Here is a 13,601-nt window from a genome sequence, read left to right as displayed (position 1 = left end):
CTAAACCGTGGCCCCGGCATTCGGATCGTTGGGGTCTTCTTCCTTCTTTCCCGAGATTTTGACCAGATCTTCGCGCTTGATTCCAAGCCACATCGCAATGGCGGCGGCCACAAAAACCGACGAGTAGATGCCGAAGAGAATACCAATCGTCAGGGCCAACGCGAAATAAAACAGGGTCGGCCCGCCGAATAGCAGCATGGACAACACCATGATCTGGGTTGACCCGTGGGTAATGATGGTCCGGCTGATCGTAGAGGTGATCGCGTTATCGATGATCTGGACAGTATTCATCTTGCGGTAACGCCGAAAATTCTCACGGATCCGATCAAAAATCACAACCGATTCATTGACCGAATAGCCCAGCACAGCCAGCACCGCGGCCAGAACTGAAAGGGAAAACTCCCACTGAAAAAACGCAAAAAAGCCGAGAATGATCACGACGTCATGCAAGTTCGCGATGATGGCCGCCACCGCATATTTCCATTCGAAGCGGAAAGCCAAGTAGACCATGATGCCGAACACCACCATGGCCAGCGCCTTGAGACCATCCTGTGCCAGCTCCTCACCAACCTGGGGACCGACAAATTCGGTTCGCCGCAAGGCCACCTGAGGCTCCTCCGCCTTCAGCGCCGCCATCACCTTGTCGCTTTGCTGGGCTGTGGTCACGCCCCTTTGCGCGGGCAGTCGGATCATCACTTCCCGCGCTGTCCCAAAATTCTGAACCTGCACATCGGTAAAACCCAGACCGGCCACGGTGCCGCGGACCTTCTCCACATCGGCAGGCTGCGAATAACTGACTTCCATCACCGTGCCGCCGGTGAATTCGACCGACAGGTGCAACCCGCGCGAGAACAGAAAAAACACGGCCAGCACAAAGGTCGCCAATGAAATCACATTGAAAATCAGGGCATGCCGCATGAACGGAATGTCCTTGCGAATCTTGAAAAATTCCATGACGTCCTTTTCCCGTTGTTCTGCGGCTTAGGTAGCTGTTGCGGCGGATTTGCCGTTTTTGGCCGGTACGCCAGCGTCGCCGGGCGGTCGCCAGATGGTGCCGATGGACACCGATTTGAGCTTCTTCTGCCGTCCGTACCAGAGATTGACCAGGCCACGCGAGAAAAACACTGCCGAGAACATGCTGGTCAGGATACCGATAACGTGAACAACTGCAAACCCCCGCACAGGCCCTGAACCGAAGGCCAGCAAGGCGAGGCCGGCAATCAGTGTCGTGATGTTTGAGTCCAGGATGGTGGCCCAAGCCCGCTCGTACCCTGTATGAATGGCCGCCTGGGGCGCCGCGCCGTTACGCAGCTCCTCGCGCACCCGTTCGTTGATCAGCACATTCGAGTCAATCGCCATGCCGAGGGCCAGCGCCATGGCCGCCATGCCGGGCAAAGTCAGCGTCGCCTGAAGCATGGACAACACCGCCACCAGCATCAACAGATTCACCGCAAGCGCCAGCCCCGAGAATAGACCGAACAGCATGTAGTAAACAGCCATGCAGGCCACAATGACAAGAAAGCCCCAAGCCACACTGTGAAAACCTTTGGAAATGTTTTCTGCCCCCAGCGTAGGACCGATGGTGCGCTCCTCGATGATTTCCATGGGCGCGGCCAGTGAACCTGCGCGCAGCAACAGGGCCAGGTCATTCGCTTCAGTGACGCTCATGGAGCCGGAAATCTGGAAGCGATTGCCCAGTTCTCCCTGAATCACGGGCGCCGTCAGCACTTCGCCTTTGCCCTTTTCAAACAGGACAATCGCCATGCGTTTTTTGAGGTTTTCGCGGCTGACGTCACGCATGATGCGTCCACCTTTCGCGTCAACTGTCAGGTCCACCTTGGGTTTCTGATCCTGCGAGTCGAAACCAGGCTGGGCATCGGTCAGGCTTTCACCCGTCAGAATGACCTGTTTTTTCACAATCACCGGCCGGCCATCACGCTCCAGAAAGCGCTCAGAGCCAAAAGGAACGGCACTGGACCCACTCTCGGCCGCTCGCCCCTCGGCGCTTTCGTCAACCAGCCGCATCTCCAGCGTGGCCGTACGACCCAAAATGTCTTTTGCCTTGGCCGTGTCCTGCACGCCCGGCAACTGCACCACGATGCGATCCAGGCCTTGCTGCTGGATCACGGGCTCGGCCACGCCGAGCTCGTTGATCCGGTTGTGCAAGGTCACCATGTTCTGCTTGAGTGCCTGTTCCTGCACCAGACGCGCCGCTTCAGGTTTGATGCGCACGGTCAGCTTGTATTCGGTGCCATCCGGCGCATCGACGGCCTGCAAGTCCGCGAATTGGTCCTGAACAAGGCGGCGAGCAGCGTCCAGCGTGGCCGTGTCGCGGAAACGGATGTCAATGGCTTGCCCATCGCGGCTAATGCCACCATGACGGATGTTCTTTTCGCGCAGCACCAGTCGAAGGTCACCGGCCAGCGATTCCGCCTTTTTTGTCAAGGCTGCCTGCATGTCTACCTGAAGCATGAAGTGCACACCGCCGCGCAAGTCCAGGCCCAGGTACATGGGCCTGGCGTTGATCGCCGTCAGCCACGCCGGGGAGCGTGACAACAAGTTGAGGGCAACCACATAAGGCGAAGACGCCGGATCGGGCATCAGCGCCTTTTCGATGGCGTCCTTGGCCTTGAGCTGGGAATCTGTATCGCTGAACCGGGCCTTCACGGACGTCCCGTCCAGGGTCACGGCATCGGCAGCGACCTTGGCGTCGCGAAGGACCTGCTCGATCCGCGTGACCGTCGTACTGTCAATCCTGACCGTGGCTTTGCTGCTCGAGACCTGAACGGCCGGCGCCTCGCCAAAAAAATTGGGCAAGGTATACAGTGCGGCAATCAATACCGCGATGACGAGGATCGCGTACTTCCAGACCGGATAACGATTCATGAGCGTGCTGTTCCTGAGAAACTAGGGGACCCGGCCGGGCCACGGAGGCCAGACAAACGAAGCTGTTTACTTGATGCTGCCTTTGGGCAAAACCTGAACAATCGCGCTGCGCTGCAACTGAACTTCAACACCCGTAGCGAGCTCCAGGCCAAGGTAGGCATCGCCCAGCTTGGTAACCGTTCCGAGCAGCCCACCGGCGGTAACAACTTCATCGCCCTTGGCCAGTGCATCGATCATGGCGCGATGTTCTTTCTGCTTTTTCATCTGTGGACGGATCATCACAAAATACAGCACCACAAACATCAGGACCAGCGGCAACATGCTGGTAAGCGACGACAACATGCCGCCTTCGGCAGCAGCGGCAGGGGCGGTTTGGGCAAACGCAGAAGAAATGAACACGGCAGACTCCACAACAAAGAAGGATGCGCCCCGACGGATGCCGGGGGCAAAGAGAGCCTGATTGTATGCGGCCGAGTTTCGTAAGCAGTTGTAACCAGCAAGGCTGTAAGGCTTAATTGTCAGGGTTGCGCCAGACGCCTCAAACCCATCTGAAGGACCAGATTCTCACCTCACAAAAGCAAGGAGTCGGCAATTCAGGCGGCCTGGCGCACCTTGACTGCCGGCTGGCGAAATGCAGCCACGGCCTCAGTCCATTTCTGCTGAGCCAGTTCGACATTGCGTGCCTTCACATGCCCATAACCCTTGATGAGCTCCGGGATGCGGGCAATTTCAACCGCGGCGGCATGGTTGTCCGCGTCCAGCGAAAACAGCACTTCGTCAATGCTCGCCTCATATTGCTTGATCAGTGCCCGCTCCATCTTGCGCTCTTCCGTGCGCCCGAAAGGATCAAGCGCGGTGCCGCGCAACCCCTTCAGTCTGGCCAGCACCTTGAAGGCCGTCAACATCCAGGGGCCGAATTTTTGCTTCTGCAACTCGCCTTTTTCATTTTTCTTCGCAATCATGGGCGGTGCAAGGTGGTAATTGAGCTTGAAGTCGCCTTCAAACATCGCCCCGACCTTGTCATGAAAACTGCGGTCGGTGTGCAGGCGCGCCACTTCGTATTCGTCCTTGTAGGCCATCAGCTTGAACAGGTACTTGGCGACGTTTTGCGTCAAAAGTGTCTTTCCGAGAGCCGATTCCGCCTGCTCCACCCGCTTCACAAAACTTTCGTAGTGGCTGGCGTAAGCAGCATTCTGGTAATCGGTCAGGAAAGCAACCCGGCGTGCCACCAAGTCCGCCAGACCCTGGCGCGGTGTGGGCATGGCAATGACCTGCGCGGAGACAAACAATTTTTCAACCGACGCCAGATCGTGCGCTGCGCGGCGGCCCCACTCAAAGGCAGTCTTGTTGTTGTCCACCGCCACGGCGTTCAGCTCGATGGCCCGCATCAGCGATGCATATTCCAGGGGAATCCAGCCTTTTTGCCATGCGTAGCCCAGCATCATCGGGTTGGTATAAATGCTGTCGCCCATCAGTTTCGTCGAGGCCGCATCGGCATTGAAGGCACCCACGCCAGCCAAGCCCACAGCCTTGACAATTTCTGCGGCGCAAGCCTCGGCCGGATTCTGCCAATTGACGTTGTGCACAAAAGCTGCGGTCGGTGTGCTGTAGGAGTTGAGCGCCACATGGGTACGGCCCTCTCGCATGCGCATCAGCGTTTCCTTGCCGGCCGCCACGATGGGGTCGCAGCCGATGATCAGATCAGCGCCCGCCATGCTGACACGGGTGGTACGGATGTCATTCTGGCTCGCACCTATGAGCACGTGGCTCCAGGTAGCACCACCCTTTTGCGCCAGGCCGCCAGCGTCTTGGGTCACGATGCCCTTGCCTTCGATATGGCCGGCCATGCCCAGCAATTGACCAATGGTGATGACGCCGGTGCCGCCAACGCCAGCGACCACTATGCCCCAGACATCTCCATTAGCGCCGTGAGTGGAAGGAATCTGCGGCTCAGGCAGCGGACCCATTTCAAAAGGCGATGCAGCCTTGCCCTTGGCCTTCTTCTTGAGCTGACCGCCTTCCACCGTCACAAAGCTCGGGCAAAAGCCCTTCAGGCAGGACATGTCCTTGTTGCAGGTGGACTGGTTGATCTGGCGCTTGCGCCCAAATTCGGTTTCGAGTGGCTCCACGCTCAGGCAGTTGGACTGCACGCTGCAGTCGCCACAGCCTTCGCAGACCAGTTCGTTGATAACCACGCGCCGGGCCGGATCGACCATGCTGCCGCGCTTGCGGCGGCGGCGCTTTTCGGTGGCACAGGTCTGGTCGTAAATGATGACCGTCGTACCCTTGATCTCGCGGAACTGGCGCTGGATGGCATCCAGTTCATCACGATGGTGCACAGCAACGCCTTCGACCAGGGTGACGCCTTCATACTTCTCCGGCTCGTCGGTCACCACCACAATTTTCGCCGCGCCTTCGGCCCGCATGGACTGGGCAATCTGCACCACTGAAAGGCCTTCAGGCCGCTCGCCGATCTGCTGGCCGCCGGTCATGGCCACCGCGTCGTTGTAGAGAATCTTGTAGGTGATGTTCACACCCGAGACAATCGACTGGCGCACGGCCAGTGAGCCACTGTGGAAGTAAGTGCCGTCTCCAAGATTGGCAAAAATGTGCTGGTCGGTGGTGAAAGGCTGCTGGCCTACCCAAGGCACGCCCTCCCCGCCCATTTGTGTGAAACCGATCGTGGAGCGGTCCATCCAGGTGGCCATGAAGTGGCACCCGATACCACCCATGGCGCGCGAGCCCTCCGGCACCACGGTGGAGGTGTTGTGCGGGCAGCCTGAGCAGAACCAGGGCGTGCGGTCGGCCTTGACCTCCAGCACCTGCATGGCGCGCTCCTTGGCTTCCAGAATCGCCAGCTGCGCATCAATACGCGCAGCCATGTCGCTGTCCAGGCCTAGCCTGCGAACACGCTGTGCAATCGCCTTGGCGATCAGCGCCGGCGACAGGTCGGCGTTGGCGCGCAGCAGCGTATTGGCCGCCGGGTTCGGCATGGACCACTCGCCGCCGCTGAAGTCACCCTCGACCTCGTTGAACTTGCCGTAGATGTTGGGGCGCACGTCTGCGCGCCAGTTGTACAGCTCTTCCTTGAGCTGGTATTCAATGACCTGGCGCTTTTCCTCAACCACCAGGATTTCCTGTAGCCCGGTTGCAAACTCGCGCGTACCCTGGGCTTCCAGCGGCCAGACCACGCCCACCTTGTGCAGGCGGATACCGAGCTGCCGGCAGGTCGCATCGTCCAGCCCCAGATCGATCAAGGCCTGGCGGGTGTCGTTGTAGGCCTTGCCGCTGGCGATGATGCCGAAGCGGTCGTTCGGGCCTTCGATCACGTTGTAATTGAGCCGGTTGGCGCGGATATAGGCCAGCGCGGCGTACCACTTGTAGTCAAAAAGGCGTGCTTCCTGATCCAGCGCAACGTCGGGCCAGCGAATGTGCACGCCGCCCGGCGGCATTTGAAAGTCTGTCGGCAACTTGATCTGCACGCGCTCGGGGTCAATCATCGCCGTGGCGCTGGACTCGACAATCTCCTGGATGGTTTTCATGCCGGCCCAGACGCCGGAGAAGCGGCTCATCGCAAACGCGTGCACGCCCAAATCCAGGATTTCCTGCACATCGGCCGGGAAAAACACCGGCAAGCCGCAGGCTTTGAAAATGTGGTCGCTCTGGTGGGCTGCGGTCGAGCTCTTGGCCACATGGTCGTCGCCGGCCACGGCAATCACACCGCCCCAGGCCGTGGTGCCCGCCATGTTGGCGTGTTTGAAAACATCGGAGCAGCGGTCCACGCCCGGTCCTTTGCCGTACCAGATGCCGAACACACCGTCGAACTTGTTGGTGCCGGGAGGCGAAAAGCCCAGTTGTTGCGTACCCCACAGCGCAGTGGCGGCCAGCTCTTCATTGACACCCGGCTGGAACACGATGTTTTGCGCTTTCAGGTAGCTCGAAGCTTTCCACAAGGCCTGGTCGTAACCGCCCAGCGGTGAACCACGGTACCCGCTGACAAAGCCCGCGGTGTTCTTGCCCTGCAAGGCATCGCGCTGGCGCTGCAGCATGGGCAACTTGACGAGGGCCTGAACGCCGCTCATGAAGGCCTGACCGTAATCGAGGCTGTATTTGTCGTCGAGCGTGACGGTCTCGAGGGCCTTGCGAATGTGTTCGGGCAGGGGGGCGTTCATCTTGTCTCCAATCGTGGGGCGGGCACCGCCTTTTGGGCGGAGAGAAAAGGCTCACACCCGGGTAGGGCGATGCCTCTATATAGGAGCAAAGTGTAGGCTTGATGGTCTGATAAGTCTTTGCTTTTTATGCCTTGTTTTGCCACTCAAGCGAAAGATTCTTGCCTAAAATTGCCACATATGGAAACACTAGACAAGTTTGACCTCGCCATCCTGAATGAATTGCAGATGGACGGTCGTCTGAGCAATGCTGAATTGAGCACCCGCGTCGGGCTGAGCGCAGCGCCTTGCTGGCGGCGCGTCAGGGCGCTGGAGGAAGGCGGATTCATCAAGGGCTACCGCGCGGAAATTGACCGCCACAAAATCGGCCTGGGCGTGCTGGCTTTTGTGCGCCTGGATGCGGACCGCAACACGGGAGACGCGACCAGCGCGATGGAAGAGGCGATCCGTAAATTGCCGGAAATCATTGCCTGCCACTACATCAGCGGCACCGGCACCTTCGAGTTGCAGGTGGTGGCCCGGGACCTGGACAGTTTTTCGCGCTTCGCCCTGAAAAGCCTGCTGAACCTGCCCAACGTGAAAGACATGCACACCAGCTTTTCGTTGGGGGAAATCAAGTCCAGCAGCGTGCTGCCGCTGGGTCACCTGTCAGACAAAACACCATGAGGCCCCACCATGCCTGATTACCGTCCACAGCCCTTTTTAGCCCTGCTTGTCATGCTTTTTCTGGTTCCAGCCCATACGGGATGGGCGCAAACAGCTCCTGATTTGATAGTAAATCCGGCGCCCTTGCCAATGCGCAATCTGCAGATTGAGGTGCGCCAGGTGCGCAGCAGCAGCGCATCCCGCAGCACGCTGGGCGCCTCGGGCACGGTACGGCTGCAGCCTGGCCACTCTGGAGCTCAAGTCAACCTTGAAGCGCAAAGCGACCAGCGAGCCGGGTCGGGCGATGTGGCGCAGCGCTTGCTGGTATTGAACGGGCGCAGCGCCAACATCATGGCGGGCAACAGCGTCCCTCTGCGGCTGCTCCACAGCTTTGTGCAAAACGGCATCGTGCGCTACGGCAGCGGCACCGTACTGGTCAACGCGGGCAGCGGTTTTTCTGCCACGCCGCTCTGGCGGGGCGGCGACAGCGCCGAGCTGGAACTGGCAGCCGTGCAAAGCACGCGCCTGACGGCTTCTCCCGCGACTCCTCCCACCGATTCCCGCGTGGTGACGACGCTGGTTGCGCCACTCAACGAGTGGGTGACCGTGGCCCAGTCAGATGAAGACAGCAGCGGTAGCAGTTCCGGTTTGTTCAACAACACGCAATCGGCAAGCCGGACGGCGTTGACGGTGCAACTGCGGATTTCGCTGCGTTAGGGCCCTTCTTTTCAATCCCGCACGCAGCGCGCCACCAACGGCAGCAACGGGTAGCGCAGCATCGCCTCACGCCCACCCGAACCCAGGCCAAACTCGGCGCGCAATCGCGCATTGCTGTACACGGGCTGCGATGCGCCTTGCCCGCCTGCGTCGCGGAAAAGCACGTCAGAGCCGCGCGAACTCTCAATCAGCGCGCTGTCATCCACAAACCGCACGCTGAAGTCAATGCCATGTTCACAACGGTAACGCGCCGCGCCTGAATCGTTGCCGGTGGCTGCACAAGCCGAAAGAAAAGCAACCGTAGCGAGCAGCAAGCCGCGGCCGAACAAGGTGGTGGACGTCAGACTCATTTGGGCCACAACACCCACAGGCGCAAAGGCTGGTTGACCCGGCTGGCCAGTTCACCCGCTTGCGGGCCGGTACCGGCGAAATAGTCGGCACGCACAGCGCCGACAATGGCACTGCCCGTGTCCTGCGCCATCACGAGCTTTTGCAGGTCTGCCGCTGCGCCACGCGACGCGAGCCAGACGGGGGTTCCATAAGGGATGCTTTCCCGGTCCACGGCAATGGAACGGCCCGGCGTCAGCGGCACCCCTTGGGCACCGCGCGGGCCGTAGGCCGCGTCCCTCTCGTTCAAGGCCTCCTCACGGAAAAAGATATAGCGCGGGTTGCTCCACAGCAGCTGCGGCAGGCGCTGGGGGTTTTGCGCCACCCAGGTCTTGGTCGACTCCGTCCAGGGCGCAACCATCCGGCCCTGGCCCTGCTCGATCAACCATTGGGTGATGCTGCGGAAAGGCTGCTCATTGGAACCCGCGAAGGCCACGCGTACGGTGCGCTGCCCCCCATCGGCCTCGGTAACAAGCAGCCGGCCCGAACCCTGGATATGCAGCGACATGGCATCAATCGGGTCGGCCAGCCAGGCGATTTCCCTCCCCCTCAACGCCGCCTGCGCCTCGGGCAGGGTCTCGATTTCCTGGCGCGTATACCAGGGCTTGCGCCCGCTCAGGCCTGCTGGCGGCTGGTACAGCGGCACCGCATACCCATTGCCGGACAGCCGGCTGGCCTTGAGCAGGGGCTCGTAATAACTCGTGAGCAAACCATCGGCTTGGCCCTGCAGCGTTTCGACGCGGTAAGGCTGCAGACGACTGGTCATCCAGGCGCGCTGCTCGTCCCCGGTGGCAATGCTCAGGCGCCGCACCTCGCCACACAGAGGCGCAAACACAGCCCCCGGCCGTTCGCAGCTTTTGAGCCAGGCGTTCCAGGCTTCAAACAGGGTGTCACTTTCAAAACCCGGCAAGTCCGTCCAGGCCACAGGCACCCAGCGGCTCTTGCCGCGCACCTGGGCCGCCCCTTGGGCCCCCGTGTCGGGCCGCGCGGGAACGCTGGCCCCCGTGGGCGCCGGAGGAGCGGGCAAGCGGGGAGCGCTCGTACAGCCGGCGATGGCCAGCACAGCGGCGATAATGAGGATGCTTGGTGTTACCCGGAAAAAAACAGTCATGGCCTTACTTTTACTCGAAGCCTTCGGAGCCCTGCTCATTTTGGTCTTCATTGTCTGGTGGACGATGTTCTCCGGCCGCAACAAGGGTGAACTCAAAGATACCCTCCGGCGTGAAGCCGACCAGGACAAGCCGGGCGATCCGCGATAGCGTTATAGCGCTATAAATTACGGAGCAGATTAGCCAGCTCTACCGCCGACTTTACCCGCATTTTGTCAAACACCCGGGCCCGATGAACCTCCACGGTACGCACACTGATGTCGAGCTGATCCGCCACCAGCTTGTTCGGCAGTCCTTCCACCACCAGCTTCATGACATCGCGCTCACGCTCGGTCAGGCCGTCAAGACGGGCCTGCAAACTGGTGTGTTCGCTGCGCTGTGCCAGAGCGGTCGCCGACTGCGCCAGCGCCTGCTCAATGCGATCCACCAGCGCGTTGTCGGAAAAGGGCTTTTCGCAAAAATCAAAGGCCCCGCGCTTGACGGCATCCACCGCAGTTGGAACGTCGGCATGACCGGTCAGAAAAATCACCGGCAGGGTGGGAAGCAGACCATAGCCAATCAACTTCTCGAACATGGCCAGCCCGCTCATGTCGCCCATGCGCACATCCAGTAACGCACAGGAGGGCGAACTGATCCTGAGCTGTTCTGAAATCCGATTGTCAAAGGCCTCGGCACTGTCAAAGGTTTCGCTCATCAGGCGCCGGGACCGCAGCAGCCAGGCCAGCGCCTCGCGTACGCTGGCGTCGTCATCCACGATGTACACGGTGGCGTTCTGAATAGGTTCCATGACTGCTCCTGTCTAGGTAGCTATAGCAGCTACCGCTTGCTGCTGCAAGGCCGAGGCAAGCGCCACCGGCAATGTAAAAGTGAAAATCGTACCTTGGGGTTGCACGGCCTCAAACCCCAGGAAGCCACCATGCTGCTCAATCACAGTGCGGCACAGGCTAAGGCCCAGGCCCATGCCCTCTGGCTTGGTCGTGAAGAATGGCGTAAAGAGCTGGCGCGCCACCTCTTCCGGGATGCCTTGGCCATTGTCGATCACCGCAAACTCCACCCAGCGGCTGTGCGCATTGGATGCGGCAGGCCGCACACGCAGAGTCAGCACCTTTTCATCGCGTCTGTCCAGCCCCTGCATGGCCTGCATGCCGTTGCGCGCCAGGTTCAGCAACACCTGCTCGACCATGGTCCGGTCGCACAGCACGGGATCGCAACTTTCATCGACCCGAATCAACACACGGACCCCCAGCTTGCGCGCCTGCAAACTTACGAGCGGCATGACGGCGTCCAGCAGCAAGCGCGGCGCTATCGACTCACGCACCTGGTCGCGGCGACGCACAAAGTCGTGCACGCTTTTGATGACCTTGCCGGCACGCTCAGCCTGTTCTGCAATGCGGCGCATGGCCAGCTGCAGGTCTTCGTTGTCCGGCGGCAGCGGGTCGCCAGCTGCCGCGCTCTGCAGCAGGTTCAGCGATCCAGTGGCGTAGCTTGAAATCGCTGCCAGCGGCTGGTTCAGTTCGTGGCTGAGCAGCGAGGCCATTTCACCCACCGTGGCCAGGCGGGCCGTGGCCTGCAGGCGGTCCTGGCTGGCCCGTGACAATTCTTCGACGCGCCGTTGTTCGCTCACGTCCAGAATGGCGCTCATCCAGCCGGTCTGCTTGCCCACGGCATTGATCAGAGGCGCCTCGATGATCAACACCGGAAAGCGCGAGCCATCGCGGCGCATGAACACCGACTCAAAGCCTTCGCGCGGCAAGGTGGCACCTACCGCCAGCCGCCTGGATTGCCGTTGCTGGTACTCCTCCACCTGTTCCGGCGGCCAGTAGGGCGGAGGCATGCTGTGCTTGAGCAATTCTCCGGCCTCCATGCCCACCATCTGGCAGAAAGCCGGATTGACATAGGTGACGCGTCCCTGCAGGTCCCGCGCGCGCATGCCGGTCACAAGCGAGTCTTCCATGGCTTTGCGAAAAGCCAGTGCATCGGCCAGGTCATGCTCAACCTTCAGCCGCCGCCGCATGTCCCGCGCCAGCAACGCCAGCACGGCCACCAGGGCAATCGACATGGCCGCGACCAGCGCAGTCAGCAGGTTGGGGAACAGCGCCGGCGTTCCCACCTGGCGCTCCAGCCGCAGCACCATCGTGTTGCCGGGAAGGTCAAGCAGATGCTGGGCCACATAGGCCCGGTTACCCCGTGCCGGGTTGCCGTACATGGCCAGGCGCGTGCCATCGGCTTCCGTAAACGCCAGCCCCTGGCCGCGGCTCAGCTTCGGCCCCGCCAGTTCTGACAACATGTCCGGCAGCGAGTAGGTTGCCACCAGGTAGCCTGAGAGCCGTCCCGCCGTCGAGACGGGAAGGCACATGTCCAGCACTTCCAGACCCAGCCCGTCAGCCTGCGGCAGAAAGTAGCTGGTCGAATAAGCCGGACCGCTGAAACGCTGCGCAGCCGCACATGCAAAACTAACGTCGGACTGGGTGTTCTCGCGACCCAGCCGCTCGAAGACGGAGGTGCGGTAAGGGGTTTCGGCAAAAGACGGCGTTGCCAGCGTCAGGTCCCGCCACTCCAGTCTGACGATCTCACGGTGTTCGCGCAGCAATTCGATGGCCGAAAACCGCCACGCCTCGGGACTGGGACTGCTGGCCTGCAAGGCCTGAAAGCTCTGGACATTGCGGTTCAGCGCACCCCGAATGTCGGTGGCGGTCTGCATCACATCCTGCTCTAGCCGGCTTTGGACCTGGCTTGATTCATAACGCCCCGCCAGCCAGACCAACGTGGACAACATGCCCAGCAACAGGGCAACCAGCAAAACCCACAGGGCCCACCGCCGGCTCCAGCGGCGCCGGCCCGGGGGCGCTTCAGCAAGGCGGGAGGTTTCGTCGAGTTGGTTCACAAGACCACATGGTTCAGTGCGGGCAACTGCAAACGAACCGCTTGAAGGCGCTCGAACTGCGCCTGAGCCATGACCACACCAGGGTCGCTGGCCTGCTGCGCCAGGACCTCACCCCAGGGGCCCACCACAAGACTTTGCCCCCAGGTGCGGCGCCCGTTTTCGTGGACACCGCCCTGGGCCGCGGCCACCACGTAACAGAGGTTTTCGACGGCCCGGGCCCGAAGCAGGACCTCCCAGTGAGCCTGGCCGGTGGTGAAAGTAAAGGCGCTGGGCACCAGCAGCACGTCGGCCTTCAGGGCCCGGTACAACTCGGGAAAGCGCAGGTCGTAACAAACGCTCAGACCCACCCTGTAGGTGTGGCCATCAACAGAAGGCAGGTCAAAGGTCACCGGCGCCGATCCGCCCTCGATGACCCGCGATTCATCGTACTGCTCCCGCCCATTGTCAAAGCGGAAAAGATGGATCTTGTCGTAACGGGCAACACATTGCCCCGAAGGGGCATACGCCAGCGAACTGTTACGCACACGCAGGTTGTCACTGGTACGCAGCGGAACAGTGCCGCCCACAATCCAGAGCCCGAGTTCGTTCGCGCAGCGGGCCAGAAAATCCTGGATGGGGCCTTCGCCCGCCGCCTCCTGAACGCCCAGCTTGTCCGTTTCCTTCATGCCCATCACGCAAAAGTACTCGGGCAACACCACCAACTCGGCGCCTTGCGCCGCGGCCTGCTCGAGCAGCTGCCGCGCCACCGCCAGATTGGCCGGTACGCTGGCGCCAGAAACCATTTGAAGGGCTGCGAGCTGCATG

Annotated in this window: 12 protein-coding genes; 3 read left to right on the top strand and 9 right to left on the bottom strand. The window is 61.0% G+C overall.

Annotation, left to right across the window (positions count from 1 at the left end; translation table 11 throughout):
* The 4 genes from secF to B0B52_RS00310 all read right to left on the bottom strand — a co-directional run bounded on the left by secF (position 1) and on the right by B0B52_RS00310 (position 7,058).
* The gene (gene secF / locus B0B52_RS00325; protein ID WP_077591608.1) at positions 1-954 is read right to left on the bottom strand and encodes a protein translocase subunit SecF; all 954 of its coding nucleotides are present in this window, start codon (positions 952-954) and stop codon (positions 1-3) included.
* A 27-nt stretch (positions 955-981) separates the two neighbouring features.
* Positions 982-2,886: a protein translocase subunit SecD gene (gene secD / locus B0B52_RS00320; protein WP_077591607.1), complete on the bottom strand. Its 1,905-nt coding sequence runs from the start codon at positions 2,884-2,886 to the stop codon at positions 982-984.
* 66 nt (positions 2,887-2,952) lie between these two features.
* A complete protein-coding gene (gene yajC, locus B0B52_RS00315) occupies positions 2,953-3,285 on the bottom strand; it encodes a preprotein translocase subunit YajC (protein ID WP_077591606.1) in 333 nt (110 codons plus the stop codon).
* Between the two features lie 194 nt (positions 3,286-3,479).
* Positions 3,480-7,058 (bottom strand): indolepyruvate ferredoxin oxidoreductase family protein, encoded by a 3,579-nt coding sequence (locus tag B0B52_RS00310; protein WP_077591605.1) that lies wholly within the window; start codon positions 7,056-7,058, stop codon positions 3,480-3,482.
* 177 nt (positions 7,059-7,235) lie between these two features.
* Between B0B52_RS00310 and B0B52_RS00305 the strand changes: the two genes are divergently transcribed.
* Positions 7,236-7,721: an Lrp/AsnC family transcriptional regulator gene (locus tag B0B52_RS00305; RefSeq protein WP_077591604.1), complete on the top strand. Its 486-nt coding sequence runs from the start codon at positions 7,236-7,238 to the stop codon at positions 7,719-7,721.
* 9 nt (positions 7,722-7,730) lie between these two features.
* Positions 7,731-8,417 carry a hypothetical protein gene (locus B0B52_RS00300; protein WP_077591603.1) on the top strand — a complete coding sequence of 229 codons (687 nt, stop codon included), beginning with the start codon at positions 7,731-7,733 and terminating at the stop codon, positions 8,415-8,417.
* A gap of 11 nt (positions 8,418-8,428) precedes the next feature.
* Here the strand turns inward: B0B52_RS00300 and B0B52_RS00295 are convergent, their stop codons facing one another.
* On the bottom strand, positions 8,429-8,767 hold the full coding sequence (locus B0B52_RS00295; protein ID WP_077591602.1) for a hypothetical protein: 339 nt from the start codon (positions 8,765-8,767) through the stop codon (positions 8,429-8,431).
* Positions 8,764-9,915: a murein transglycosylase A gene (locus tag B0B52_RS00290; RefSeq protein WP_254425588.1), complete on the bottom strand. Its 1,152-nt coding sequence runs from the start codon at positions 9,913-9,915 to the stop codon at positions 8,764-8,766. Before B0B52_RS00290 ends, B0B52_RS00295 begins: the two co-directional genes overlap by 4 nt.
* Here B0B52_RS00290 and B0B52_RS22380 point away from each other — a divergent pair.
* Entirely contained in the window at positions 9,914-10,063 is a 150-nt protein-coding gene (locus B0B52_RS22380; protein ID WP_168173450.1) for a hypothetical protein, read from the top strand. The genes B0B52_RS00290 and B0B52_RS22380 overlap by 2 nt on opposite strands.
* Before the next feature lie 10 nt (positions 10,064-10,073).
* Here the strand turns inward: B0B52_RS22380 and B0B52_RS00285 are convergent, their stop codons facing one another.
* From B0B52_RS00285 to B0B52_RS00275, 3 genes are all read right to left on the bottom strand, one after another.
* Entirely contained in the window at positions 10,074-10,700 is a 627-nt protein-coding gene (locus B0B52_RS00285; RefSeq protein ID WP_077591600.1) for a response regulator transcription factor, read from the bottom strand.
* Between the two features lie 12 nt (positions 10,701-10,712).
* Positions 10,713-12,689: an ATP-binding protein gene (locus B0B52_RS00280; protein ID WP_139351765.1), complete on the bottom strand. Its 1,977-nt coding sequence runs from the start codon at positions 12,687-12,689 to the stop codon at positions 10,713-10,715.
* A 104-nt stretch (positions 12,690-12,793) separates the two neighbouring features.
* Complete coding sequence (locus B0B52_RS00275) at positions 12,794-13,600, bottom strand: carbon-nitrogen hydrolase family protein (RefSeq protein WP_077591599.1); 807 nt, start codon at positions 13,598-13,600, stop codon at positions 12,794-12,796.
* Position 13,601 lies beyond the last annotated feature (1 nt).

The sequence above is a fragment of the Polaromonas sp. A23 genome (genome assembly GCF_002001015.1).
Lineage (GTDB): Bacteria > Pseudomonadota > Gammaproteobacteria > Burkholderiales > Burkholderiaceae_C > Polaromonas.
This window is presented reverse-complemented; position numbering and strand designations above follow the sequence as displayed.

Coding starts and splice junctions, on each gene's coding strand:
- B0B52_RS00280 (WP_139351765.1), bottom strand. CDS start 12,689: ATGTTGTCCACGTTGGTCTGGCTGGCGGGGCGTTATGAATCAAGCCAG.
- B0B52_RS22380 (WP_168173450.1), top strand. CDS start 9,914: ATGGCCTTACTTTTACTCGAAGCCTTCGGAGCCCTGCTCATTTTGGTC.
- B0B52_RS00275 (WP_077591599.1), bottom strand. CDS start 13,600: ATGCAGCTCGCAGCCCTTCAAATGGTTTCTGGCGCCAGCGTACCGGCC.
- B0B52_RS00295 (WP_077591602.1), bottom strand. CDS start 8,767: ATGAGTCTGACGTCCACCACCTTGTTCGGCCGCGGCTTGCTGCTCGCT.
- B0B52_RS00310 (WP_077591605.1), bottom strand. CDS start 7,058: ATGAACGCCCCCCTGCCCGAACACATTCGCAAGGCCCTCGAGACCGTC.
- secF (WP_077591608.1), bottom strand. CDS start 954: ATGGAATTTTTCAAGATTCGCAAGGACATTCCGTTCATGCGGCATGCC.
- B0B52_RS00285 (WP_077591600.1), bottom strand. CDS start 10,700: ATGGAACCTATTCAGAACGCCACCGTGTACATCGTGGATGACGACGCC.
- B0B52_RS00305 (WP_077591604.1), top strand. CDS start 7,236: ATGGAAACACTAGACAAGTTTGACCTCGCCATCCTGAATGAATTGCAG.
- B0B52_RS00290 (WP_254425588.1), bottom strand. CDS start 9,915: ATGACTGTTTTTTTCCGGGTAACACCAAGCATCCTCATTATCGCCGCT.
- secD (WP_077591607.1), bottom strand. CDS start 2,886: ATGAATCGTTATCCGGTCTGGAAGTACGCGATCCTCGTCATCGCGGTA.
- B0B52_RS00300 (WP_077591603.1), top strand. CDS start 7,731: ATGCCTGATTACCGTCCACAGCCCTTTTTAGCCCTGCTTGTCATGCTT.